This window comes from Neobacillus niacini (assembly GCF_030817695.1).
In the GTDB taxonomy this organism is placed as follows: domain Bacteria; phylum Bacillota; class Bacilli; order Bacillales; family Cytobacillaceae; genus Neobacillus; species Neobacillus niacini_F.
On the sequence record NZ_JAUSZQ010000002.1, the window covers coordinates 2,089,573 to 2,115,210 of the forward strand.

The 25,638-nt window shown below is 37.7% G+C and carries 28 protein-coding genes; 27 read left to right on the top strand and 1 reads right to left on the bottom strand.

Annotated elements, in window-relative coordinates:
- The first annotated feature begins 9 nt into the window (after positions 1-9).
- The 6 genes from ypeB to fni all read left to right on the top strand — a co-directional run bounded on the left by ypeB (position 10) and on the right by fni (position 5,355).
- Positions 10-1,362 (top strand): germination protein YpeB, encoded by a 1,353-nt coding sequence (ypeB, locus tag QFZ28_RS10780; protein ID WP_307194628.1) that lies wholly within the window; start codon positions 10-12, stop codon positions 1,360-1,362.
- 64 nt (positions 1,363-1,426) lie between these two features.
- On the top strand, positions 1,427-1,603 hold the full coding sequence (locus QFZ28_RS10785) for a YpfB family protein (RefSeq protein WP_307194629.1): 177 nt from the start codon (positions 1,427-1,429) through the stop codon (positions 1,601-1,603).
- A 153-nt stretch (positions 1,604-1,756) separates the two neighbouring features.
- Positions 1,757-2,431: a (d)CMP kinase gene (gene cmk, locus QFZ28_RS10790; protein WP_307194630.1), complete on the top strand. Its 675-nt coding sequence runs from the start codon at positions 1,757-1,759 to the stop codon at positions 2,429-2,431.
- 2 nt (positions 2,432-2,433) lie between these two features.
- Positions 2,434-3,015 (top strand): lysophospholipid acyltransferase family protein, encoded by a 582-nt coding sequence (locus tag QFZ28_RS10795; protein WP_307194631.1) that lies wholly within the window; start codon positions 2,434-2,436, stop codon positions 3,013-3,015.
- A 129-nt stretch (positions 3,016-3,144) separates the two neighbouring features.
- Positions 3,145-4,284, top strand: a complete 1,140-nt coding sequence (gene rpsA / locus QFZ28_RS10800; RefSeq protein ID WP_307194632.1) for a 30S ribosomal protein S1 — start codon at positions 3,145-3,147, stop codon at positions 4,282-4,284.
- 12 nt (positions 4,285-4,296) lie between these two features.
- Positions 4,297-5,355 carry a type 2 isopentenyl-diphosphate Delta-isomerase gene (gene fni, locus QFZ28_RS10805; RefSeq protein ID WP_307194633.1) on the top strand — a complete coding sequence of 353 codons (1,059 nt, stop codon included), beginning with the start codon at positions 4,297-4,299 and terminating at the stop codon, positions 5,353-5,355.
- Positions 5,356-5,385: 30 nt separating this feature from the next.
- Here the strand turns inward: fni and QFZ28_RS10810 are convergent, their stop codons facing one another.
- On the bottom strand, positions 5,386-5,529 hold the full coding sequence (locus tag QFZ28_RS10810) for a YpzI family protein (protein ID WP_306073551.1): 144 nt from the start codon (positions 5,527-5,529) through the stop codon (positions 5,386-5,388).
- A gap of 110 nt (positions 5,530-5,639) precedes the next feature.
- Here QFZ28_RS10810 and QFZ28_RS10815 point away from each other — a divergent pair, with 110 nt between their 5' ends.
- From QFZ28_RS10815 to QFZ28_RS10915, 21 genes are all read left to right on the top strand, one after another.
- Complete coding sequence (locus QFZ28_RS10815) at positions 5,640-6,248, top strand: YphA family membrane protein (RefSeq protein ID WP_307194634.1); 609 nt, start codon at positions 5,640-5,642, stop codon at positions 6,246-6,248.
- A 195-nt stretch (positions 6,249-6,443) separates the two neighbouring features.
- A complete protein-coding gene (der, locus tag QFZ28_RS10820) occupies positions 6,444-7,754 on the top strand; it encodes a ribosome biogenesis GTPase Der (RefSeq protein ID WP_307196998.1) in 1,311 nt (436 codons plus the stop codon).
- Positions 7,755-7,777: 23 nt separating this feature from the next.
- Positions 7,778-8,833: an NAD(P)H-dependent glycerol-3-phosphate dehydrogenase gene (locus tag QFZ28_RS10825; RefSeq protein WP_307194635.1), complete on the top strand. Its 1,056-nt coding sequence runs from the start codon at positions 7,778-7,780 to the stop codon at positions 8,831-8,833.
- Between the two features lie 243 nt (positions 8,834-9,076).
- On the top strand, positions 9,077-9,262 hold the full coding sequence (locus QFZ28_RS10830) for a DUF2768 domain-containing protein (RefSeq protein ID WP_307194636.1): 186 nt from the start codon (positions 9,077-9,079) through the stop codon (positions 9,260-9,262).
- A 30-nt stretch (positions 9,263-9,292) separates the two neighbouring features.
- Positions 9,293-10,003, top strand: coding sequence for a hypothetical protein (locus QFZ28_RS10835; protein WP_307194637.1), 711 nt, complete (start codon positions 9,293-9,295; stop codon positions 10,001-10,003).
- A 325-nt stretch (positions 10,004-10,328) separates the two neighbouring features.
- Entirely contained in the window at positions 10,329-11,807 is a 1,479-nt protein-coding gene (gene spoIVA, locus QFZ28_RS10840; protein ID WP_045517337.1) for a stage IV sporulation protein A, read from the top strand.
- A gap of 542 nt (positions 11,808-12,349) precedes the next feature.
- Positions 12,350-12,622: a non-specific DNA-binding protein Hbs gene (gene hbs, locus QFZ28_RS10845; protein WP_034676225.1), complete on the top strand. Its 273-nt coding sequence runs from the start codon at positions 12,350-12,352 to the stop codon at positions 12,620-12,622.
- Positions 12,623-12,761: 139 nt separating this feature from the next.
- Entirely contained in the window at positions 12,762-13,328 is a 567-nt protein-coding gene (folE, locus tag QFZ28_RS10850; protein ID WP_307194638.1) for a GTP cyclohydrolase I FolE, read from the top strand.
- Positions 13,329-13,340: 12 nt separating this feature from the next.
- On the top strand, positions 13,341-13,577 hold the full coding sequence (gene mtrB, locus QFZ28_RS10855) for a trp RNA-binding attenuation protein MtrB (protein WP_307194639.1): 237 nt from the start codon (positions 13,341-13,343) through the stop codon (positions 13,575-13,577).
- Positions 13,578-13,704: 127 nt separating this feature from the next.
- Positions 13,705-14,526 (top strand): heptaprenyl diphosphate synthase component 1, encoded by an 822-nt coding sequence (locus tag QFZ28_RS10860; RefSeq protein ID WP_307194640.1) that lies wholly within the window; start codon positions 13,705-13,707, stop codon positions 14,524-14,526.
- 4 nt (positions 14,527-14,530) lie between these two features.
- Entirely contained in the window at positions 14,531-15,235 is a 705-nt protein-coding gene (locus tag QFZ28_RS10865) for a demethylmenaquinone methyltransferase (protein WP_307194641.1), read from the top strand.
- 44 nt (positions 15,236-15,279) lie between these two features.
- Complete coding sequence (gene hepT / locus QFZ28_RS10870) at positions 15,280-16,242, top strand: heptaprenyl diphosphate synthase component II (protein ID WP_307194642.1); 963 nt, start codon at positions 15,280-15,282, stop codon at positions 16,240-16,242.
- 158 nt (positions 16,243-16,400) lie between these two features.
- Entirely contained in the window at positions 16,401-16,847 is a 447-nt protein-coding gene (gene ndk / locus QFZ28_RS10875; protein ID WP_179596406.1) for a nucleoside-diphosphate kinase, read from the top strand.
- Positions 16,848-17,087: 240 nt separating this feature from the next.
- Positions 17,088-18,260 (top strand): chorismate synthase, encoded by a 1,173-nt coding sequence (gene aroC, locus QFZ28_RS10880; RefSeq protein ID WP_307196999.1) that lies wholly within the window; start codon positions 17,088-17,090, stop codon positions 18,258-18,260.
- Positions 18,260-19,330: a 3-dehydroquinate synthase gene (aroB, locus tag QFZ28_RS10885; protein ID WP_307194643.1), complete on the top strand. Its 1,071-nt coding sequence runs from the start codon at positions 18,260-18,262 to the stop codon at positions 19,328-19,330. Before aroC ends, aroB begins: the two co-directional genes overlap by 1 nt.
- Before the next feature lie 17 nt (positions 19,331-19,347).
- A complete protein-coding gene (aroH, locus tag QFZ28_RS10890; RefSeq protein ID WP_307194644.1) occupies positions 19,348-19,722 on the top strand; it encodes a chorismate mutase in 375 nt (124 codons plus the stop codon).
- Positions 19,723-19,763: 41 nt separating this feature from the next.
- Positions 19,764-20,876, top strand: a complete 1,113-nt coding sequence (gene hisC, locus QFZ28_RS10895) for a histidinol-phosphate transaminase (protein WP_307194645.1) — start codon at positions 19,764-19,766, stop codon at positions 20,874-20,876.
- 11 nt (positions 20,877-20,887) lie between these two features.
- Positions 20,888-21,997, top strand: coding sequence for a prephenate dehydrogenase (locus QFZ28_RS10900; protein ID WP_307194646.1), 1,110 nt, complete (start codon positions 20,888-20,890; stop codon positions 21,995-21,997).
- A gap of 24 nt (positions 21,998-22,021) precedes the next feature.
- On the top strand, positions 22,022-23,311 hold the full coding sequence (aroA, locus tag QFZ28_RS10905; RefSeq protein ID WP_307194647.1) for a 3-phosphoshikimate 1-carboxyvinyltransferase: 1,290 nt from the start codon (positions 22,022-22,024) through the stop codon (positions 23,309-23,311).
- 104 nt (positions 23,312-23,415) lie between these two features.
- Positions 23,416-24,315 carry a hypothetical protein gene (locus QFZ28_RS10910; protein WP_307194648.1) on the top strand — a complete coding sequence of 300 codons (900 nt, stop codon included), beginning with the start codon at positions 23,416-23,418 and terminating at the stop codon, positions 24,313-24,315.
- 30 nt (positions 24,316-24,345) lie between these two features.
- Positions 24,346-25,611 (top strand): tetratricopeptide repeat protein, encoded by a 1,266-nt coding sequence (locus QFZ28_RS10915; RefSeq protein WP_307194649.1) that lies wholly within the window; start codon positions 24,346-24,348, stop codon positions 25,609-25,611.
- The last annotated feature ends 27 nt before the right edge of the window (positions 25,612-25,638 follow it).

Here is a 25,638-nt window from a genome sequence, read left to right on the forward strand (position 1 = left end):
GTGAAAAGGATGATTAGAGGAATAATTATTGGTGTTCTAGCCGTGGGTGTTGCGGGTACCGCCTATTGGGGTTATCAAGAACATCGGGAGAAAAATGCGATTCTAATTAATGCTGAAAATAATTATCAACGTGCTTTTCATGATCTTACCTATGAAATGGATTTACTTCACGATAAAATTGGAAGCACTCTTGCAATGAATTCTAGGCACTCTTTATCCCCTTCACTAGTTGAAGTTTGGAGACTTACCTCTGAAGCTCATAGTGATGTAGGGCAGCTGCCGCTGACATTGCTGCCATTTAATAAAACAGAAGAGTTTTTAGCTAAAATCGGAAAGTTTAGTTATCAAACAGCGGTAAGAGATTTGGATAAAGAACCATTATCAGAAGAGGAGTATGAAACGTTAAAAGTTTTATACAAGCAATCTGGTGATATTCAGGGTGAACTGCGTAAAGTACAGCATATGGTGTTGGAAAATAATCTTCGCTGGATGGACGTTGAACTTGCGTTAGCGTCAGGGAAGGAACAAACTGATAATACGATTATTGATGGATTTAAAACAGTTGAAAAAACGGTATCAGGCTATGATGAAAGTGACTTTGGTCCAAGCTTTACGAACATGCAAAAGAAGGACGATAATTTTAAGAAAATTAAAGGGAAGACCATTTCTGAAAAAGAAGCAATCAGTATTGCGAAAAAATATATGAAATTTGATGGGAATGCTGAAGTTAAAGTAACTGAGAACGGGAAAGATTCAGATTATGGTTTTTATAGTGTATCAATAAGAAATAAGAAAACCGGTCAAGAGGGAAGCATGGATATTACCAAAAAGGCAGGGTATCCAATATGGTTTATTAATCATAGAGATGTTACAGAGCAGAAAATAAGTTTAAACGATGCAAATCTGAGGGCTGCAGCATTTCTAAAGGAAAATGGTTATAAAAATCTAGAGCTGTTTGAGAGTACTCAATATGATAATACAGGTGTATTTAATTTTGTGACCATTGAAAACAAAGTTAGAATTTATCCTGAGGCTATCAAAGTAGAAGTGGCGCTCGATAATGGCAACATAATTGGTTTCTCGGCAGAGGAGTATTTAAAATCATTAAATGATGAAAGAGAAATTGAAAAACCAGTGCTAACTAGTGAACAAGCTCGAGCAAAAGTAAATCCTAACTTTAAAGTAATGGAAGAAAGACAAGCGGTCATTGTGAACGATTTAAATAAAGAAGTATTATGTTATGAATTCCTAGGAACCATCGGTGACGACACCTATAGAATCTTTATCAATGCAGCAGACGGTGTCGAAGAAGAAGTAGAAAAACTAAAAAATGCCGAAGAAGTTTATGACGAGGTTATATAAGGTATAAGAATAAAATTATGCCATCACTCCAATAATAGTAATAATTGGAATTTGGAGTGATGGTATGAAAATTGTAGAAAGAATCTTAATAAAGGTAATTATTATCCAATTTATCTTTCTTTTTTTCGCTCAGCTATTCTTACACCAACTAGATATCTTTCCTCAATTAGAACAGTTAACAAAATATGAAGGTGTAAATGAAAATACATTTACAGAGATTCTACAAACCTTTAGTAATTAAAAAGCAGGATTCCTGCTTTTTTTTTATTCTCAAAGTGGGAACAGTATAAAAGAAAATCCCATATAAAAATGCTAAAAAAAAGAGGCAATCGGCTTTCTTATGGTAAAATAAATAAGAGTGTATCAAGCGAACATGAGTAACTTAGGAGGATCTATGGAAAAAAAATTATCAATCGCAATTGACGGACCTGCCGCAGCGGGTAAGAGCACAGTAGCAAAAGTTGTGGCAGAAAAGTTATCCTACATATATATAGATACTGGTGCAATGTATCGTGCCCTAACATATAAAGCACTGGTTAATAACCTTAACTTAGAAGATGAAAACTCTCTATTAGACACTCTATTAGAAACAAAATTAGAACTGTTTCCTTCACCCAAAGGTCAATTGGTATTTCTTGATAATCAAGAAGTAACGGAAGGGATTCGTTCATCAGAAGTTACAAATTCGGTTTCGATCGTAGCCAAGCATCAAAAGGTCCGAGAAGAAATGGTAAGAATGCAGCAATCCTTTGCCGTAAACGGCGGGGTTGTGATGGATGGCAGGGACATAGGGACACATGTGCTTCCAAATGCTGAAGTAAAGGTTTTCTTACTTGCAAGTGTAGAAGAAAGAGCCGTAAGACGCCATACAGAAAACCTCCAAAAAGGCTTTCCTTCCGATTTAGAACAATTAAAGGCAGAAATTGCCCGTCGGGATAAAATAGACTCTGAACGAGAATTTGCACCATTGAAAAAAGCAGACGACGCAATTGAAATTGACACAACATCCTTGTCGATCCCCGAAGTAGTAGAAAAAATAATGGCGCTCGTTCATGAAAGGGTTGGATAAGTGTGACGTTTTATTCGTTTGCAAGATCAGTTGTTGCTGGTGTTTTTAAACCGTTGTATCGAATTGAAGTTAGTGGATTAGAGCATTTCCCAAAAGATGGCGGCGTGCTGCTTTGTACAAATCATATTCATAATTTTGATCCTTTAGTCGTTGGTATCACGGCTCCTCGACCTGTCCATTTTATGGCAAAGGAAGAATTATTCAAGGTTCCTGTATTGGGTAATATCGTGAGAAAGTGCAACGCTTTCCCAGTAAAAAGGGGGAAAGGGGACAGGGAATCATTAAGAGCTGGATTAAAGGTATTAAAAGACGGAAACGTGTTTGGTCTTTTTCCTGAAGGGACAAGGAGTAAAACGGGTGAAATCGGCAAAGGTCTATCGGGAGCGGGTTTTTTTGCCCTTAGAACAGAAGCAGATGTAGTCCCATGCGCCATAATAGGACCGTACAAAAGTTTGAAAACGTTAAAGGTCGTTTATGGAAAACCGATAGCAATGGAGGAAATCAGGGCAGCCAAGGCCTCTGCAGAACAGGTGACTGAATTAATAATGTCAGAAATCGATAAACTTATAAAAGAGCACCGATAGGTTCTGCTTGACAAAAACGGCTATTTGTAAGAAGTTAGTAAAAAGAGATTTTATTAGAATATTCACTCGTTTATCATTTTTGATATTATATAATTTATTTAGCAGTAATTGGATTAAGGAGGAATACATATGTCGGAAGAAATGAACCAAGTAGAAGTGAAAAATTATACGATTGGTGATAAAGTCACTGGACAAGTTACGAAGGTAGAAGAAAAGCAGGTTATTGTAAATATTCAAGATAGTAAACATGATGGTATTATTCCAATCAGTGAGCTTTCTAGCCTTCATGTTGAAAAAGCCTCAGACGTTGTTTCTGAAGGCGATGAATTAGAACTTGAGGTATTAAAAGTAGAAGAGGATGCCCTAGTATTATCAAAAAGAAAAGTAGACGCTGAAAAGGCCTGGGTAAATCTAGAAAATCTTTTCAATAGCGGAGAAGTATTTGAAACGGAAGTAAAGGATGTAGTAAAGGGAGGTCTTGTCGTTGATCTTGGCGTTCGAGGCTTTGTACCGGCATCTTTAGTAGAAGCTCATTTTGTCGAAGACTTTTCAGATTATAAAGGTAAAAATCTAACTTTTAAGATTGTTGAACTTGATAAGGAAAAAAATCGTCTCATTCTATCACACCGTGCAGTGGTGGAAGAAGAAAAGGGTAAACATAAGAAAAACCTACTAAACACGATTACTCCTGGTTCAGTAATTGATGGTACTGTTCAAAGAATTACAGATTTTGGAGCATTCGTTGATATTGGCGGTATCGATGGCCTTGTTCATATTTCTCAATTATCATATCAACATATTGATAAACCATCAGATGTTGTACAAGAAGGTCAAAAAGTAAAAGTAAAGGTTCTTAATGTAGATCGTGATAATGAAAGAATTTCTTTATCTATTAAAGAAACTCAGCCAGGACCGTGGTCTGATATAGCTGAAAAAGCACCTAAGGGCAGTACATTAACAGGAACTGTTAAAAGATTAGTTTCATATGGTGCATTTGTTGAAGTTTTCCCTGGCGTTGAAGGCCTGGTTCATATCTCGCAAATTGCTCATAAACATATCGGTACACCACATGAGGTATTAAAGGAAGGGCAAGAGGTGCAAGTGAAAGTACTAGACTCTAACGAACAAGAGCAGCGACTTTCACTAAGTATCAAAGATCTTCTTGAAAAAGATGTGGAAGAAAACTTTGATTATGAACTCCCTGAGGAATCAAAAGGATTCCAGCTTGGCGAAATGATTGGCGATAAATTAAAGAATCTGGGAAAATAATGGTGATATAAAGTGTCTAGATCTGAACGGAAATGGGATCATATCCGCTATGCCCTAGAAACTGGGCAAAAGCGATCAACAGCATTTGATGATGTTCAATTTATTCATCAAAGTTTACCTAACATTAATGTTTCAGATGTCACCTTTCACCAAGAAATTGGCGGACTTTCTTTAAGTTCGCCAATTTTTATCAATGCTATGACAGGCGGCGGTGGCGAAAAAACCTATACCCTTAATAAGCAGCTGGCAATAGTGGCAAAGGAAGCAGGGCTTGCTATGGCAGTGGGATCACAAATGTCAGCATTGAAAGATCAATCTGAAAGATATACATATGAAGTAGTACGAAGAGAAAACCCATCTGGAGTGTTGATTGCCAATTTAGGAAGTGAAGCAACACCTGCTCAAGCAAAAGCGGCAATTGATATGATTGAGGCAAACGCCTTACAAATCCATTTAAATGTAATCCAGGAACTCACAATGCCCGAGGGAGACCGGGAATTTTCTGGTGCTTTAAAAAGGATTGAAGCGATTATTAAAGAGGTAAACGTTCCCATTATAGTGAAGGAAGTTGGCTTTGGCATGTGTAAAGAAACAGTGGAGTCTCTCTCGTCAATAGGGGTTTCAGCTGTGGACATCGGTGGTTTCGGGGGAACAAATTTTGCTGAAATAGAAAACAAGCGCAGTGAAAAATCACAAGCTTTCTTTAATCAATGGGGAATACCTACTGCCATTTCTATAACTGAAGCCTCACATGCCTCGAAATCGGTTTCAATCCTCGGCTCTGGCGGGATTACCTCTAGTGTTGAACTCGCTAAAGGAATAGCTTTAGGAGCTAGTGCAATTGGCTTTGCAGGCTTTTTCTTAAAAATCCTCGTTGATAAGGGAATAGATGCCCTATATGAAGAAATCTCGGCCCTTCATGATGAGTTAACAATCATTATGACAGCTTTAGGAGCTAAATCAATTCAAGAACTGCAAAGAGCGCCATTGATGATATCTGGTCAAATGCACCATTGGTTAAATCAAAGGGGAATTGATACAAGAACATACAGCCAGCGAACTATAAAATAAGCTCCCGCAGTCAGCGGGAGCTTATTTTTGTCAGCTATACTTATTATCGTTTAACCCACGTGCCTCTTCTGGGCTTTGAAGCTTCGTTGAACCTGGATAATGAAGCGCCTGATCACGGTCTACTCCTGCTCTGCCGCTTGCTTTAACCTTTTTTGCTTGTCGATCCTTTCCCATTTCTCCACACCTCCTACTATTAACATGATTTTGTTGAGGAAAGATTATTCAGGGAAGTATGAAACTACATAAAGAATACCGATAATGGAAATAGTAGGAGGTGTGTGATAATGGAGGGTTCAATGTTTTATTGGATACTTTGGGTATTTTGGGTATATGTAACTTTTGTTATGAACAAACAAAATCATTATCGTTCAAAATTAGCAAGTTTCATTTTAGTATTGATTATTCTTTCAAATGTACATTTTATGTTTATGAGCTATGAGTTTTATGCTAGTGGGTTATTTATGCTGCTATTATCTTATATTATTCTTAGTAAGAAAAAACTTGGTTCATTGCTATATGCCTTTATTTGTTCACTCATTGTAACGATTGCTTATGTTACCTTTAACTTGTTTGTCATTTATGATCCTGTATGGGTGATTTTTCAAAAGGAATGGATGATGGGAATATGTTTTAGCTGCCTGGCAATTTTTTTACTAACTTCTTTAAAAGACAGATTGTTGATTATTGTAACTGGTACCATGCAAGGAGAGATCCTCTATGCCTTTTATCTTAGTAAATTTGAATTTTCTTATCCAATTGGGTCCATTGCTTACCTAGATGTGTTTTCCTTAATTACAATTCTGTTGGTAAGCTGGAGCATACTAGAAAATGCAGGAACATACTCTCAAAACCATTTTCATTTTTTGGAGAAGAGTAAACAAAAATCTTCCTAAAATAATTCTTCCATGTTTTGGATTGCGGTTAAGGAATATCATTGCTAAAATAATATGGTTAGACCCTTCTCTTTGAAAGAAGGGTTTCTTTATCATTAGTACGCAATTGCTTGATTATATAAATTGAGTTTCTCTGCTTTAACGATAATAATAACAAATATTGATAATTATATGGATGAAAGGATGGCGATTATATTGGTAAAACCTGTTATAGCTATTGTAGGACGACCAAATGTTGGAAAATCAACTATTTTCAACAGAATTGTTGGAGAGAGAATTTCCATCGTTGAGGATATCCCAGGAGTAACACGTGATCGAATTTATAGCTCAGGGGAATGGTTGACACATGATTTTAATGTCATTGATACGGGTGGAATTGATATTGGCGACGAACCGTTTCTGGAGCAAATTCGTCAGCAGGCTGAAGTAGCGATTGATGAGGCAGATGTTATCATTTTCTTAACAAATGGCAGAGAAGGGGTAACGGCTGCAGATGAAGAAGTAGCAAAGATATTATATAAATCGAAAAAACCCATCGTATTAGCTGTTAATAAAATTGATAACCCTGAAATGCGTGAACAAATCTATGATTTCTATTCTTTAGGGTTTGGCGAACCGATACCAGTATCAGGATCTCATGGTCTTGGATTAGGTGATCTTCTAGATGAGGCAGCGAAACATTTTCCTAAGAATAAGGGGCAAGATTATGACGCAGATGTCATTAAATTTTCTTTAATCGGCCGGCCTAATGTTGGGAAGTCATCATTAGTGAATGCAATTTTGGGAGAAGAACGTGTCATAGTAAGTGATATTGCAGGAACAACAAGAGATGCCGTGGATTCACCTTATACATATAATGGCGATAAGTATGTCATTATTGATACCGCTGGAATGCGGAAAAAAGGAAAGGTCTATGAGAGTACCGAAAAATATAGTGTACTTCGTGCCTTAAGAGCAATAGAACGGTCTGATGTTGTTTTAGTTGTGATTAATGCAGAAGAAGGCATCATCGAACAGGATAAGAAAATTGCCGGTTATGCACATGAAGCTGGCAGGGCTATTGTAATTGTAGTCAACAAGTGGGATGCGGTAGAAAAAGATGAAAAAACAATGAAGGAACTTGAACAAAAAATTAGAGAGCATTTTCTCTTCCTTAGTTATGCTCCCATTGTATTCTTATCTGCTAAGACGAAAAAACGTATTCATACACTGCTGCCAATGATCAATACTGCTAGTGAAAACCATGCAATGCGCGTTGAAACAAGTGTTTTAAATGATATAATTATGGATGCGGTAGCCATGAATCCGACACCTACGGACAAGGGTCGTCGATTAAAGATTTATTACACCACCCAAGTAGCGGTGAAGCCGCCAACCTTTGTCGTCTTTGTAAACGAGCCGGAATTATTGCATTTCTCTTATGAGCGCTTCTTAGAAAATCGAATCCGGGAAGCATTTGGATTCGAGGGAACCCCGATAAAAATTTATGCAAGAGAAAGAAAATAATTTTACGGTGGGAGTGATCTAAAATGCAGGAAAAAAAAGAAGCTGTGGCCGTTATTGGAGCAGGGAGCTGGGGGACTGCACTTGCGATGGTCCTTGCAGACAATGAACATGAAGTCCGGTTGTGGAGCCATAATGAAGCTCAGGTGCAAGAAATCAATCAGTTCCATACAAATAAGAAATACTTGCCAGAAATCAATTTACCAGAATTAATTGTCGGTTATGGTTCTTTGAGTGACGCTTTAGCTGGAATCAAAACGGTGATAGTAGCGGTACCGACGAAAGCTATTCGCGAAGTACTTGGGAAAATACGTACCGTTCAAAACTCACCTTTGACCATTGCACATGTTAGTAAAGGGATTGAGCCTGATTCCCTTTTGAGAATATCGGAACTGATAAAAGAAGAAATGCCAAGTGAGCTTTTAAATGCAGTAGTTGTCCTTTCAGGACCGAGCCATGCCGAGGAAGTTAGCCTGAGGCATCCGACAACTGTAACGGTTTCGTCAGAAAATATGGCTGCTGCTGAAGAAATACAAGATTTGTTCATTAATCATAATTTTCGAGTCTACACCAATCCAGATGTAATCGGAGTTGAAATTGGCGGAGCTTTAAAGAACATTATTGCCTTGGCTGCCGGAATAACGGACGGGCTGGGATATGGTGATAATGCAAAAGCGGCATTAATAACCAGGGGACTAGCCGAAATCGCTCGACTTGGTACAAAAATGGGGGCCAACCCTTTAACCTTTTCGGGCTTAACGGGAATAGGAGATCTTATTGTAACTTGTACAAGTGTCCATTCAAGGAACTGGAGGGCGGGAAATCTCCTTGGTAAAGGGAAAAATCTTGATGAGGTTCTTGATAATATGGGAATGGTTGTTGAAGGAGTAAGGACAACGAAAGCAGCTTATCAGCTTGCCAAGAAGTATAATGTCAGCATGCCAATCACATTTGCCCTATATGATGTTTTATTTAATGGGAAAAATGCAAAAGATGCAGTTGATGTATTAATGGCACGTGGGAAAACCCATGAAATGGAAGATTTAGTGAATATTCTTGAAGAGAGAAACCTTGAAGATTAAAAATTGTGCATTTTCATTGAAAAATAGGCATTCACCTGAGTGCGTTTCCCAGCATAGTTGCATACAATGCAAGCGAAGCACACGTGTAGTATGAACCAACTGATTGGGTTGTTTAGTCACTAAGACTGAAGTAAGGAACTCGCCCCTCTTTACTTCAGTTTTTTTATTTATGAAAACAAAAATTTTTTTATGAAATGGTCCTGCTATGTTATAATAGCTTTCGGAATAAGGGGGGGTGTCCTGATGTCACCAGGTATGTTGAAAATGTGGATATCGATTGCAGGAATGGGAATTATGTTTCTTGCTATTATTACAATTTATTTGAGCCGTTATAAGTTAACAGGAATCCTAAAGTTTTTTACTGCGGTCCTTGCTTACATTTTTTTAATCATTTCCGGAATCACGTTGGTTATTGTCCTTTTTACATAAAAAACAGAAAAAGAAAAAATAGGTGATTGTATGAATTGGAAGGCCGTTGTCACACTGATCATTGTAACTTCTTTGTTTTTATCCGGATGTATGTATCCATCTGAGAAGTTAGCGGAAAATCAAATCCCATATACAGACCAAATCGCTGCAGTTCAACAAGCGGTAAATTCCTTTAAGGAGGATAATGGCGGAATCCTGCCGATAAAAACAAGAGATGCAGTGACTCCAATCTATCAAAAGTATCCAATTGAATTTAAAAAAATTTCTCCCCAATATATGGCTGAGCCGCCGGGGAACGCGTTTGAAAGCGGTGGGATCTTTCAATATGTCCTTGTCGATGTTGAAACCAATCCAACCGTAAAACTATTAGACTTAAGAATGGCTGACACAATTCGTGATATTAATCTGAGAATCCAATCCAATGGCTACCCGCCATATAAAGAAAGACTTGCTGATAATGTGTATTCACTTGATTTCAACAAATTGGGATATAAGCAGGAGCCATACGCTATTAGTCCATATTCAAATCAAAATCTCCCGTTTGTAGTAACAACAGACGCAGAAGTCTACGTTGATTACCGACAAGATTTATTTCAGAAACTGAAAAAAACGGACAAGAAGATAATACCAGGTGAGGATATTCGTAATATTCTTGTGGAAGATTCCATGTTTGTTCCAGCCTATTCTTTACCGTATACAGTCGATCCTGAGACAAACGAACCAGTTTTTTTAAAGCAATAAGTAATATCAATTAGTCATAACCCTTCTCCTTCGAAATATATTGTAGGAGAGGGGTTTTTTTGGGCACACAAATGCCATTTTCCAATTAGGTTAAAGACATACGGTTTAGGAGTCTCTCCCGTGTTACTTTACCAGAAACCCTCATTCAATCAACTGTTCAGACACAACAGATACTAGCATATTCAAGGAAAATATAGTCAAGGGGGTAAAAAAATTTTAAAAAACTGTCATAACAATATAGGACAACGTCATAAATATATATTGTCCAAAAATATCTTGATGGATAATATTATCCCACTTTACTCTATGATCGGGAGGGGATCACTTGGAAAAGGTTGATATTTTCAAAGATATTGCCGAAAGAACCGGCGGTGATATTTATTTAGGAGTAGTAGGTGCAGTTAGAACAGGAAAATCCACATTTATTAAAAAATTTATGGAGCTTGTGGTTTTACCGAATATAGACAATGAAGCAGAGAGATCGCGAACAGTGGATGAGCTTCCTCAAAGTGCTGCAGGTAAAACTATCATGACAACTGAGCCCAAGTTCGTTCCCAATCAGGCCGCTACTGTCCATGTTGACGAAGGACTTAATGTTAATATTAGACTCGTTGATTGTGTCGGTTACACGGTTCCAGGTGCTAAAGGGTATGAGGATGAAAATGGTCCAAGGATGATTACGACTCCTTGGTATGAAGAGCCGATTCCATTCCACGAAGCTGCTGAAATTGGAACTAGGAAGGTCATTCAAGAGCATTCTACGATTGGTGTAGTGGTGACTACTGACGGCACAATTGGTGAAATACCAAGAAGTAATTATATCGAAGCTGAGGAAAGAGTGATCAATGAGCTTAAGGAAGTGGGCAAACCGTTTATTATGGTTGTTAATAGCGCACAGCCATATCATCCGAGCACGGAAACACTCAGATCCAGCTTAGCGGAAAAGTATGACATTCCTGTGCTGGCAATGAGTGTTGAAAGCATGCGTGACAGTGATGTTCTTAACGTTCTTAGAGAGGCTCTATACGAGTTTCCAGTGCTCGAGGTTAATGTTAATCTTCCTAGCTGGGTAATGGTATTGAGAGAGAATCACTGGCTGCGTGAAAGCTATCAAGAAGCAGTTAAAGAAACGGTTAAGGATATCAAGAGATTAAGAGATGTCGATAGGGTTGTACAGCAATTCAGCGACTTTGATTACATTGAGAGGGCGGGATTAGCCGGAATTGAAATGGGTCAGGGTGTTGCGGAAATCGACTTATTTGCTCCAGATGAACTTTATGATGATATTTTAAAAGAAATCGTCGGAGTAGAAATTAGGGGTAAAGATCATCTTCTTGAGTTAATGCAGGACTTTGCTCATGCAAAAGCGGAATATGATCATATATCAGACGCGTTAAGAATGGTAAAACAGACAGGTTATGGTATTGCCTCACCGTCACTATCAGATATGAGCCTGGAAGAGCCGGAAATTATCCGCCAAGGTGCAAGGTTCGGTGTAAGACTGAGAGCAGTAGCGCCATCTATTCATATGATTAAGGTCGATGTAGAATCCGAGTTCGCCCCAATTATCGGGACTGAAAAGCAAAGTGAAGAGTTGGTGCGCTACTTAATGCAGGACTTCGAGGATGATCCACTGTCCATCTGGAATTCTGATATTTTTGGACGCTCGTTAAGCTCCATCGTCAGGGAGGGTATTCAGGCGAAACTATCCTTAATGCCAGAGAATGCAAGGTATAAACTAAAAGAAACATTAGAGAGAATCATAAACGAAGGATCTGGCGGTTTAATTGCAATAATTCTTTAATCTTGGAGACTCCAAATTGGAGTCTTCTTTTTTTGGCTGTGTTAATGAAAACTGTTGTGATTTTAGAACATGTTGATTGGAGCGGAAGGCGCTCGACTCCACATGAACGAGCTGAGTGCGACCCCGCAGGTCGGGACGACCGAAGGCTCACGGGCGAGCCCGCGGAAAGCGTAGCGCCTGAAGTGCAAATCAACAGCCCAGTTTAACACAGCCTTTTTTTTACAAAAAAACAACCAAGTTCGTCAAAAAAGGAGAAATTTGTAGAAATGAAGAAAAGATTACCATTATTTCATGAATTATTCTTGATAAGAGTAAATGATTGTGATAATCTTTTAACAGACTCACGTCATGGTGCTTAAAACCTTTATATAATAAGGTTTCTTATTAAAAAGTAGATAAAAATTTTAAAAACTGTAATTTTTGATTACTTTGCCAATAAAACCGCGCTATGACGTATAGAAATAAGAAAAATTGTTTAGAAATGTAGATAAGTAATCTTATTTACGATTCTTAACTTATATTATTGGGAGGAGGTGAATAGCATGAACAAGACAGAACTAATTAACGCAGTTGCAGAAGCAAGCGAACTTTCTAAAAAAGACGCTACGAAAGCAGTTGATGCTGTTTTTGATTCAATTCTAGATGCTTTGAAAAATGGTGATAAAGTCCAATTAATCGGTTTTGGTAACTTTGAAGTACGCGAACGTGCAGCACGTAAAGGTCGTAATCCTCAAACTGGTGAGGAAATCGAAATTGGTGCTAGTAAAGTTCCTGCTTTCAAACCAGGTAAAGCGCTTAAAGATGCAGTAAAATAATTACATAAATTTATTGCTTCGGCAAAAGGGTCATGGTAACACTCCATGACCTTTTTTCTATATGTTTGAACATCTTAACGGTTGTGCTAATATGTATTTGTCATATATACTTATTTGATATACACTAGGGGGAATATGCATGTCTAACGTGAATCGTACCCAGATTGAAGAGGCGGTACGTTTAATACTAACGGCGATTGGTGAAGATCCGACGAGAGAAGGTCTTCTTGATACGCCCAAACGAGTAGCAAAAATGTATGAAGAGGTCTTTAGTGGCCTAAATGAAGATCCAAAAAAACATTTCGAAACCATTTTTAGTGAAGACCATGAAGAATTAGTTCTAGTGAAGGATATCCCATTCTATTCCATGTGTGAACATCATCTTGTACCTTTCTTTGGTAAAGCACATGTAGCCTATATTCCTAAAAATGGCCGCGTAACTGGATTGAGTAAATTAGCAAGGGCAGTGGAGGCTGTCGCTAAGAGACCTCAGCTGCAAGAGAGAATTACCTCTACCATTGCTGATAGTATGATGGAAAAATTAGACCCTCATGGTGTAATGGTGGTTGTGGAGGCAGAACATATGTGTATGACCATGCGCGGGGTAAAAAAACCGGGGTCAAAGACAGTAACAACAGCAGTTCGAGGTAACCTTGCAAATGATACCATTGCCCGTTCTGAAATACTATCATTAATTAAGAATTAATGGGGTGATACTATGGAAAAAAGACAACCGCAAAGTAGTGACTTTGTTGTGATAAAAGCAATTGATGATGGTGTTAATGTGATTGGGTTGACTCGTGGAAGTGACACGAAATTTCATCATTCCGAAAAATTGGATAAAGGGGAAGTATTAATCGCCCAATTCACTGAGCACACATCCGCAATAAAGATTAGAGGAAATGCAAAAATATTGACACAATATGGTGAAATTGAAAGCGAAATGAGAAAATAAGATATCTAATATAGAAATGTATTTATTTTGTGAATTCCTGCCCATACATACGCTTTTGTGATATAATGGTCACTGCCTTGTTTAAACAAAAGGATCGTCATAAATATATAAATTCGGGGAAGCAAGGGTGATTAAATTGCCAGACATTCGACAAAAGTATACAGACATTAAGGAGCAAGTTGAGCAAAAAGTATTTCATCCTTACTTGCTAAAATATATTGAAACGCCAGTAATTGATGAAGATAAACTGCTTATTCTCGTGTCCATTATGGATCGACTCGAATTGTCTTACAATGAGATGAAAAATTACGCGATGACAACCATGCTTATTCAAATTGCCCTTGATACCCATGAGCATATATCTAACGATGCAGTAGATGAGATAAATAGACAATTAACGGTCCTTGCAGGGGATTATTATAGCGGCATGTATTATAAATTGTTGGCAGAGATTGAAGATATCAACATGATAAAGGAACTCTCTAAAGGAATTAAAGAAATTAATGAACATAAAATTTCTATTTATCAAAGAGAATTAAATGGAATTGAAAAGCTAATGACAAGTATAAAAAAAATTGAAAGCTCTTTACTTGTTAAGTTCTCAGAATGTTTTAAAGTTGACTTGTGGAATGAATTTATTGCTAATCTATTCTTTTTCAAGCGTTTACTATTTGAAAAAAGGCTTTTTCTTGAGGCTGGAAGCAGCTTAGTTTTCGAAACGTTAAAAGAATTAACTATTACGAATAACAATCGATCATTAAAAAGTTTGTCAGGAAAACAACAGAGTGATTTGCTTGTAATTTGTGATCGTTATCTTGATAGTTCAAAACAATTCCTCTTAAAAGGAATGAGTCAGCTGCCATATTTAAATGAGATGCTTGAAGCAAGGATTACTTCGATCATTAATGAACATCAACCAATTGCGAAAACTTTAGTGGAAGAAGGGTAAGCAAATGCAGCAATCAAAGGAACAACGAGTTCATAAAGTCTTTGAAAAAATATCCGATAACTACGATAAAATGAACTCGGTTATTAGTTTTCAGCAGCACATCAAATGGCGTAAGGATACAATGAAAAGAATGAATGTCAAACCAGGTTCGAAAGCCCTGGATGTATGCTGTGGAACAGGAGACTGGACGATTGCTCTAGCTGAAGCCGTTGGTCCTTCCGGTGAGGTTACTGGATTGGATTTTAGTCAAAACATGCTAAATGTCGGAATTGAAAAGGTTGAAAAACTCGGTCTAAAACAGGTTAATTTAATCCATGGAAACGCTATGGAACTCCCTTTCCCTGATAATAGTTTCGATTATGTAACGATAGGTTTTGGGTTAAGAAATGTACCTGATTACCTTCAAGTATTAAAAGAAATGAATCGAGTACTAAAGCCGGGAGGAATTGCTGTTTGTCTTGAAACCTCCCAGCCTACCTTAATTGGTTATAAACAGCTTTACTATTTTTATTTTAAATTTATCATGCCTTTATTTGGTAAGCTATTCGCTAAGAGTTACCAGGAATATGCTTGGCTTAATGAATCGGCACGCAGCTTCCCAGGTATGAAAGAATTAGCCCGAATGTTTGAGTCTGCCGGCTTTAAAGATGTGTTTTATAAACCATATAGCGGCGGGGCAGCGGCGGTTCATATTGGATATAAAAAGTAATTCTTTTTAGATTTGTAAACAGGAAGAAAAGCTGGTGAATACAAATGAAATTAAAGATGATGTATTCATTTTTGAATTCAGATATAAATACGATTGAAAAAAAACTCGAAGAGACCATCCAAGCTGATTCTCTTCTTTTGAAACGGGCTTCTTTGCATACCTTGCAGGCAGGAGGGAAAAGAATTCGGCCTGTTTTTGTTTTATTGGCTGGAAAGTTTGGCCGCTACGATATTAATGTGATGAAAAACGTTGCGGTTGCTCTTGAACTCATACATATGGCTTCACTCGTTCATGATGATGTAATCGACGATGCGGATTTGCGAAGAGGGCAGCCCACTGTAAAGGCAAAATGGGACAACAAAACCGCCATGTATACGGGCGATTTTATCTTTGCACTTTCCCTTGAATTGATGAGTGAAATTAATAAGCCCTTAGCTCATAAGATATTAGCTAATACTATTGTTGAAGTAACGGTTGGTGAAATCCAACAAATAAAAGATAAGTATCGTTTTAATCAAAATCTTAGGGATTATTTAAGAAGAATCAAAAGGAAAACTGCATTGCTGATCTCTGCAAGTTGTCAGTTGGGTGCGATTGCTGCTAATGTGGAGGAATCGATACATAAGAAATTGTATCTATTTGGTTATTATGTCGGAATGGCATTTCAAATAACAGATGACATCTTGGATTTTACCTCTTCTGAAGAGGAGCTAGGTAAGCCTGCGGGAAGTGATTTACTTCAGGGAAATATTACGGCTCCTGCTCTCTATGCTATGGAAAATGAAACAATTCGTTTGGAGATTGAAAAGGTTCATCAGGATATGGAACCAGCTCAAATTCAAAATATTATCACCCTTATTAAAGAGTCCAGTGCAATTGACAGGTCCATCGCATTAAGTGATATGTACTTAGATAAGGCACTGGCGGTGCTAGAAGAGCTTCCGGCTAATAAAGCCAAAAAGACACTGCGAGATATCGCAAAATTCATTGGGCGGCGTAAATATTAAAGCAAAGAGAGTAAAACAATCGTTTTCTCTCTTTTTATTTTTATTTTTACTAGAGTGAAGGCGCTTTCGACTTGCGAAATATTCCAAAAAATGATAACATTTTCATGGATTGTCCCACTATGGCAATTATTATACATACTAAATTAGGAGTGGAATTCATGGAAAAAACATTTTTAATGGTGAAGCCTGATGGTGTACAGCGTAATTTAATCGGAGAAATCGTTGCTCGTTTTGAAAAAAAGGGTTTTCAATTAGTAGGCGCTAAATTAATGAGCATCCCGACTGAACTTGCCGAGGAGCACTACGGTGAACACAAAGAACGTCCATTCTTTGGTGAATTAGTGGATTTCATAACATCAGGTCCTGTTTTTGCTATGGTTTGGCAAGGTGAAAATGTTATTGCTACAGCTCGACAAATGATGGGCTCAACGAATCCAAAAGATGCAGCCCCAGGAACAATCCGCGGTGATTTTGGCTTAACGGTTGGAAAGAATGTTATTCACGGTTCAGATTCACCTGCAAGTGCAGAGCGTGAAATTGGATTGTTCTTTAAAGATGGCGGAGTTGTAGAATACTCTAAACTAGTTAACGAATGGATTTACTAATTTAGATATAAGAGGCACTTGTATAGCACATACAGGTGCCTTTTTGTATGCGTATTCATCAAAAAAATAAAAATATTTTACAAACAATAGTGTACAAATAGAGTATCTGTTATTATCATTAGATAAATAATCATCAAGTAATTTATGCTATTTTCAGATAATTTTACTAGGTTTATTAGTCTGTTTATGGTATATTTATAAAAATCCTTTAATGAGTTGAAGGGGGAAAGTGTAATGGGAATGAGATATTTAACAGCTGGGGAATCACATGGTCCACAATTAACGACAATAATAGAAGGATTACCAGCAGGAATGCCACTATTGGCTGAAGATATAAATACTGAACTTGCAAGACGGCAACAGGGGTACGGACGCGGTAGAAGAATGCAAATTGAAAAAGATACTGTTGAAATTACATCTGGTGTACGACATGGACAAACACTTGGATCTCCGATTGCGCTCGTAGTAGAGAACAATGACTGGAAGCATTGGACAAAAATTATGGGTGCAGATCCGTTAGTAGATGGACAAGAGGATGAAGTAAAGCGTAAAATAACTCGTCCAAGACCTGGCCATGCTGACCTAAATGGGGCAATAAAATATGGGCATCGAGATATGAGAAATGTTCTTGAACGTTCATCTGCACGAGAAACGACTGTCAGAGTAGCAGCGGGCGCAGCGGCTAAGAAACTTTTGTCTTTAGTTGGTGTTACACTAGTTTCTCATGTAGTTGAAATTGGTGGTATTAAAGCGAATGCCAATGTCAATTTATCAATTGAAGAATTAAAACAAAAAACAGAGCTCTCACCTGTACGCTGTGCAGACCCAGAAGTAGAACAGGCAATGATGGATGCTATAGATAATGCTAAAAAGAATGGAGATTCAATCGGCGGCGTTGTTGAAGTAATCGCAACAGGTATGCCTGCTGGAGTAGGCAGCTATGTTCAGTATGACAGAAAATTAGACTCAAAGCTCGCAGCGGCAATTGTGAGTATCAATGCTTTCAAAGGAGTAGAGTTTGGCATCGGCTTTGAAGCAGCAAGAAAGCCCGGAAGTGAAGTTCATGATGAAATTGTTTGGGATCAGGAAAATGGTTATACTCGAAAGACGAATCGTCTAGGCGGTTTTGAGGGCGGTATGACTACGGGGATGCCAATTGTTGTTCGTGGGGTAATGAAGCCAATTCCAACTCTTTATAAGCCGCTCATGAGCGTTGATATCGATACAAAGGAGCCATTTTCGGCAAGTGTAGAGCGTTCTGACAGTTGTGCTGTTCCTGCAGCAGCTGTTGTTGCGGAAAATGTTGTCGCATGGGAACTTGCTAATTCGCTTATCGAGCAATTTTATAGTGATCGGTTTGATACTTTTGCAGCTGAAATTAAGCGTCAGCGTGAATACGCGAGGGAATTTTAATGGAGACCATTCAAATTCAAACGAGCTCCAAAAGCTATAAGGTGTTTGTTGGCGAAGGTGTAAGAACTGAAATTAGCAATTTTTTAAAAAATCATTTTGTAAATCTGACTAGAATATTAATTATAACAGATGAAACAGTTGCGGAAATTCATCTTGATAAGATAGTAACGCTCTTGTCTGAGTGGAACCCAGTTATTTATACTGCTCCGAGTGGTGAGAAGGCAAAAACATTCGAGGTATACTATGAAGCCTTATCCAAGGCATTAGAAAACCATCTTGACCGAAAATCTGTTATCCTCGCATTTGGCGGTGGTGCAGTGGGGGACTTATCAGGTTTTGTTGCTGCATCTTTTATGAGGGGAATACCATTTATCCAAGTTCCAACAACCATTCTCGCACATGATAGTGCAGTTGGCGGGAAAGTGGCCATTAATCATCCCCTGGGAAAAAACATGATTGGGGCTTTCCACCAGCCAGAGGCCGTCTTTTATGACCTTGAACTTCTCAAAACGCTGCCTGAGCAAGAAATTCGTTCTGGTTTTGCAGAGGTTATTAAACATGCTCTTATTTATGATGCTGACTTTTATCAATGGTTAAAAACAGAAATTCGTCATCTAAATGCTTTAACTTCTGAACAATTATTTGAATCACTCACAAAAGGGATTCAAATTAAAAATGAATTTGTGTCAAAGGATGAAAAAGAAACGGGAATCCGTGCTTTCTTAAATTTTGGGCATACACTAGGACATGCAATTGAATCAGAAATGGGTTATGGTAATTTCACACACGGTGAAGCAGTATTGATTGGAATGATTTTCGCTTTAAAGCTTAGTAATGAGGACTCAGGGTTATCCTTTAATACGGATGAGTTTATTTCATGGGTTCAAGAACTTGGGTATCAAACAGAGATCCCAACTCACCTATCAGCTGAGCGTCTCCTGTTAAAAATGAAGCAGGATAAGAAATCAGCCGGTGGAACAGTAAATTTTGTCTTATTAGAGCAAATTGGGAAACCAAAACTTCAAGAGCTTTCGGATGAATTTTTATTAAAACAAATTAAAAATTTCTAAAAAAGGGGGAGCTTTTCATGATTAGAGGGGTGAGGGGTGCAATCACGGTTGATTGCAATTCCGAAGAAGTAATTATATCAGCAACAGAAGAGCTTTTAAACCAGATAATCGAAGGGAACAACATCCTTCCAGACCAGGTTGCTTCTGTTTTCATTTCAACTACTGATGACCTAAACGCTGCTTTCCCTGCAAGAGCACTGCGAAAATTTCCTGGCTGGACGTATGTACCGGTGATGTGTATGAGAGAATTGGCAGTGCCAAATTCTCTGCCATTGTGCGTAAGAGTTATGCTGCATGTGAATACAGCAGTACCTCAGGAAGAAATTGTTCATGTTTACTTAGGAGGGGCAACGGTATTACGACCTGATTTAGGTAATACCTTGGCTAAATAAACAGATATTAATTGATCATTATAAGGATGGAGTGGAAATAAATGAGATGGAAAAAGCAGTTATTAACACTGACTCCATATCAGCCAGGTAAATCAATCGAGTCAGTTAAAAAACAATATAAATTAGATCAGATTGTTAAACTTGCATCAAATGAAAATCCTTTTGGGTGTTCTCCTAAAGTGCTTTCTGCCTTACAAAGTCAGCAGCCAGGCTTTGCTATTTATCCGGATGGGTATATGACCAGCTTAAGGGAATCAGTAGCTTCTTTTTTAAAGGTTGACCAAGATGAACTGATATTTGGTAATGGTTCAGATAATATTATTCAAATCATATCCAGGTCACTGCTGCACCCAGGTGCAAATACGGTGATGGCGACACCTTCCTTTTCTCAATACAAACATAATGCTGTTATTGAAGGTGCAGAGATTAGGGAAATCCCATTAATTGATGGTCACCATGATTTAGAACAAATGTATGCTGCGATTGATGATAATACCAATGTAGTTTGGGTTTGCAGTCCTAATAATCCGACAGGTACATATGTCTCACAAAATAAATTAATTTCATTTTTAGATAAGGTTCCATCCCATGTTTTAGTAGTATTGGATGAAGCTTACTATGAATACGTAGTTGCAGATGATTACTATGATTCAATTGAATTAACACGAACTTATCCGAATCTAATTGTATTGCGAACTTTCTCAAAAATCTACGGACTTGCCTCTCTACGGGTTGGTTATGGTGTTGCAAATCGGTCGATTATTCAAGCTTTGGAACCCTCAAGAGAACCTTTTAATGTTAATTCATTTGGACAGGTGGCGGCACAAGCTGCAATTGAAGACCAAGAGTTTGTCAAAGATTGTAAAGAGAAAAACAGCCAAGGTTTGACTCAATTTTATGATTTCTGCGAACGACACGATCTAAGCTATTATCCTTCTCAAACTAATTTTGTTCTAATAGATATCAATGCCGATGCCAATCAAGGGTTCCAATATTTATTAGAAAAAGGCTATATCGTTAGATCAGGAAAGGCCTTAGGATTCCCTACTTCCCTAAGAATTACAGTAGGCTCTTTTGATCAAAATGAAGGTGTATTAAAAGCATTAGGTGAATTTCTGACAGAACAAAATACAGCGAAACTCAGTGAAAACTAGGGGGACTACCAATGAAAGGCCGAGTTTTTGTTATTGGGCTTGGGTTAATTGGCGGTTCTTTAGCTTTATGTATAAAGAAAGAACATAAAGATTCTATCATAATAGGCTATGATATTTATCCAGAACAAGCTAGACTTGGAAAAATGCTAGGTGTTATTGATGAAGTCGCCGATGATATCGTCGAAGGTGCTAAAACCGCAGATTTAATTATAATTTCCGCACCAGTAATTGAAACGGAAACGATTATTCATTTGCTAGCAGGACAATCGTTGAAACCAGAAGTAATTATTACTGACACCGGAAGTACAAAAAGGAAAATAGTTGCTAATGCTGCAAGTTTAAAGGAAAAAGGATATACCTTTATTGGGGGTCATCCGATGGCTGGTTCCCATAAAAGTGGTGTGTCAGCGGCAAAAGAATTTCTTTTTGAAAATGCCTTTTACTTATTTACACCTGAGGACCATATAGAAATCTCAAAAGTGGAAAAGTTAAAGGAATGGCTCAAAGGTACAAATGCAAAATTCTTAACGGTTACCCCTGATAACCATGATTACTTAACGGGAATTGTTAGTCATTTCCCCCATATTATTGCCGCTTCGATTGTCCGTCAAACAGAAAGGTTAGCGGAAGGTGAAAGTCTTATTCCACGTTTAGCCGCAGGAGGGTTTAGAGATATTACTAGGATTGCTTCTAGCAGCCCTGAAATGTGGAAAGATATATTACTGCACAATCGTGAGGTTTTAATAGAGTTAATCGATAAATGGCAGGAAGAAATGGATTGGGTGAAGGTGTTACTCGAGCAAGAAAATAGTGAGGGGATTTTCCGCTATTTTTTGCAGGCAAAGCAATACCGTGATGGTCTCCCAGTAAGAGAAAAGGGAGCGATTCCTGCATTTTACGACCTATTTGTTGACGTTCCTGATTATCCTGGTGTTGTTTCTGAGGTTACAGGATATTTAGCAAAAGAAAATATTAGCATAACAAACATTCGCATTTTAGAAACTCGAGAAGATGAAATTTACGGAGTACTAGTAATTAGTTTTCAGACAGAAGAGGACCGCGGGCGTGCAGAAAGATGTATTCATTCCTGCTCAAGCTATGCTACCTCGATTGGAACATAATTTGATTTGAATATAGGTGATGAAATGGAAATAATAGCTTTACAGCCAACTCTAAATGGATTAAAAGGCAGTATTGAAATACCCGGAGATAAATCAATTTCACATCGCTCTGTTATGTTTGGTTCAATTGCCCAAGGTATTACAAAGGTGAAAAATTTCCTGCCAGGCGATGATTGTTTAAGTACCATTTCTTGTTTTCGAAAGTTAGGAGTCATCATTGAAGAAAATGACGAAGGTTTAACAATTTACGGAAATGGATTTGAAGGTTTAAAAGAACCTAATGAACTATTGGATGTTGGGAATTCAGGAACAACCATTCGACTATTATTAGGAATTTTAGCAGGGAGACCATTCTTCTCATCACTTATAGGTGACCAGTCGATTGGAAAAAGACCAATGACTAGGGTGACTGAACCATTAAGAACGATGGGGGCGAAGATTGACGGCAGAAAGAATGGAGAATTTACTCCACTAAGTATTCGTGGTGGAAGATTAAATCCTATTACCTATAAAATGCCAGTTGCAAGTGCTCAGGTAAAATCTGCTTTAATCCTTGCCGGGCTTCAAGCAGAGGGAGAAACGACTATAATCGAAAAAGAGGAATCACGTGATCATACAGAAAGAATGATTCGCAAATTTGGTGGTGAAGTCAAAAAGGATAATCGTAAAATCATGGTAAAAGGAGGTCAAAAGCTTATTGCTTCTGATATTCTTGTACCTGGAGATATCTCCTCTGCAGCGTTTTTCCTTGTTGCAGGTGCGATTGTTCCTGATAGTGAAATTCTCTTAAAGAATGTGGGTCTTAATCCGACTAGAACGGGAATCATTGAGATTATGAATCAAATGGGGGCTAATTTTGAAATTCATAACAAGGATGAAGATTCTTTTGAACCAGCAGGGGACATTACGATTAAAACTTCAAGGTTAAGAGGTACTGTGGTTCAAGGGGATGTTATTCCAAGATTAATTGATGAAATTCCAATCATTGCTTTATTAGCAACACAAGCTGAAGGGACAACAATTATTAAAGATGCTTCGGAGCTTAAAGTAAAAGAAACAAACCGAATTGATACTGTCGTTCAAGAGTTAACGAAATTGGGGGCTTCCATAGAAGCAACGGATGATGGAATGATTATTCATGGCGGAACTACCTTAAGAGGTGGAAAAGTCTCTAGTCATGGTGACCATAGAATTGGAATGATGCTTGCAATTGCCTCATTGCTATGTGAGGATCAAGTAGAACTCGAAGACCCAGAAGCTATCTCAGTTTCTTATCCTAATTTTTTCAATCATTTAAATAGCCTTAAGAACTAGAGCTGCCTTTGTGCAGCTTTTTTAATTCTTTATTTTCCTGTCATAGTTTATAAGAATGGCTCATAGCTTGTCTTAAGAAGGATAGATGTGAAAAGGGTGGTAGGATGGGTTATATTATTGAAAATGCTAATATTCTAAAGGAGACAAAACTGACAAAATTATCACTATTAATCGAGGGAGACCACATTGCTGTAAAGAAAGAACATATACAGAATAATAAATTAATAAAGATGTGTGCAGATTCATATATCATGACCCCGTCTTATGTAATTGTAGACACAAGAATACCTCTTAATGCCTCCTTTCTGGAATTTCGAAAATACATGGTGGAGAATTTTCTATTGAAAGGATGTACTACATTACTCACCTACTGTTCAATCACATACGAAAATCACATAACAGAAAAGATAAAAGAAACTAAAACGGCTCTCATTAGCAGTCCTATCGATTTTCTCATTAGTGTAAAAATTCCTCTGCGTCTGTTAACTCCTTCATTTATCAGGAAATGTAAGAAAGAAAGGATTCCGGCTATTTTTATCGATATAGAAGACCTTAATGAACTAACCAATGTTCCATGGGGATGGATTAGAGAGGCACTTTTTCCTTATAATTGTCCGCTTATCCCATTAATTTCTAACGGTTTAAAGAAGGATGCAAGAAGGGCTTTGTCGAAATGGAAGGATATAATGGAAAAAGAAAAAATTCCTGCAATCCTTGAAGAATTGAAGGAGAATCAGCCTTTGTCCATCCCAGTATTAAATAAAATCGGTTTATATCCTCATAAGGCAAGTTTATTGCATGGGACAGAAATAAGCTATAATCTATACCTTAAAGCTAGAGAAATCATCAATGTTGATGAAGTGGAATTATTTCATTATCATAGTGATAGACTTTTAGTTACAGTTAATAAGGGAAAAGTAATACGAGCAGGGGAAGAGGTTTTATTTAAACCTGGATTGGGAGAATATGTTAGGGTGCGAACCCCATCTTATTTTGCATTATAGTTAATTAAGGGAACCGAGAGGAAAGAGATAATGGACAGAGTGAATAAAATTATTACAATGTTGGAAAACGGCCAACATAATGAAGCCATAAATGAATATAATGTTGTATTAACAAAAGGTCAGCCCGATGAAAAATTCCTTCTTGCTGAAGAAATGTTCCAATTTGGATTTATAGCTGAATCAAAGGCACTGGTTGAAAACCTCTTAGCCATATATCCTGAAGAAGGGGAACTGCTCGTCCTACTTGGTGAAATATTAGTAGATGCCGGAGATGAGGAACAAGCCATCCTAGAATTAGAAAAAATCTCTGAACATGACCCCAGCTTTGGACAATCTCTCTTGCTGTTAGCAGACTTATATCAAGTTCAAGGTTTGTATGAGGTATGTGAAAGAAAATTGCAGCAAGCAAAGGATATATTACCAGATGAGGTTATTATTGATTTTGCACTGGGTGAACTCTATAGTGAACAAGGTGAAGTAACGAAGGCGCTGAAATCATATGAGGCTGTATTAAAGGAGCACCAAGAGATTGCAGGTGTAAGCATTTATCAACGAATAGCGGAGCTGCTAAGTGCCTCTGGAGAATTTGAAGAAGCTCTATTCTATTATGAGAAAGCAATTGAAGAGAAATTAGAGATTAATACCCTATTTGGTTATGCCTTTACAGCGCTTCAAGCAGGATATAATCGAACTGCAATCGAAAAGTTCGAGGAATTAAAAGGGCTTGATCCGGAATACCATTCTCTATATCTACATCTAGCGAAGGCATATGAACGGGAAGAAGAACTTGAAAATAGCTTAAACGTAATACAAGAAGGTATTAAGCAGGATGAATTTAATAAGGATTTATTTTTCTTTGGCGGCAAAATTGCCATTAAGCTCGCACAACCGGAATTGGCAGAACAATATTTCCGTGAGGCACTTGCATTAGATCCAGGCTTTACTGAAGCAGCACTAACCTTAAATAAGCTCTTCTTTCAGCAAGAGCGGTATGAAGCCGTAACTGATTTGATTTCACAGCTGGACTTTGTAGAAGATGAGGAACCCCAGCTACTATGGGACTCTGCCCTTGCCTATGATAAGTTAGAGGAATATTCTGAGGCATTAGACAAATATGAAAGTGCATATGCTTTTTTTAAGAATAATGAAGCATTTTTGAACGATTATGGTTATTTTTTAATTGAGGAAGGAAAAACCGACCTTGCTGCCGAAATTTTTAAACAGTTACAAAAAGGTGATCCAACAAATGGAGAGTATGCGGATTTGGTTGACCGTCTAATTAGTAGAGAGAATTAATAAAAAGCTGAATATACAGAGGAGGGA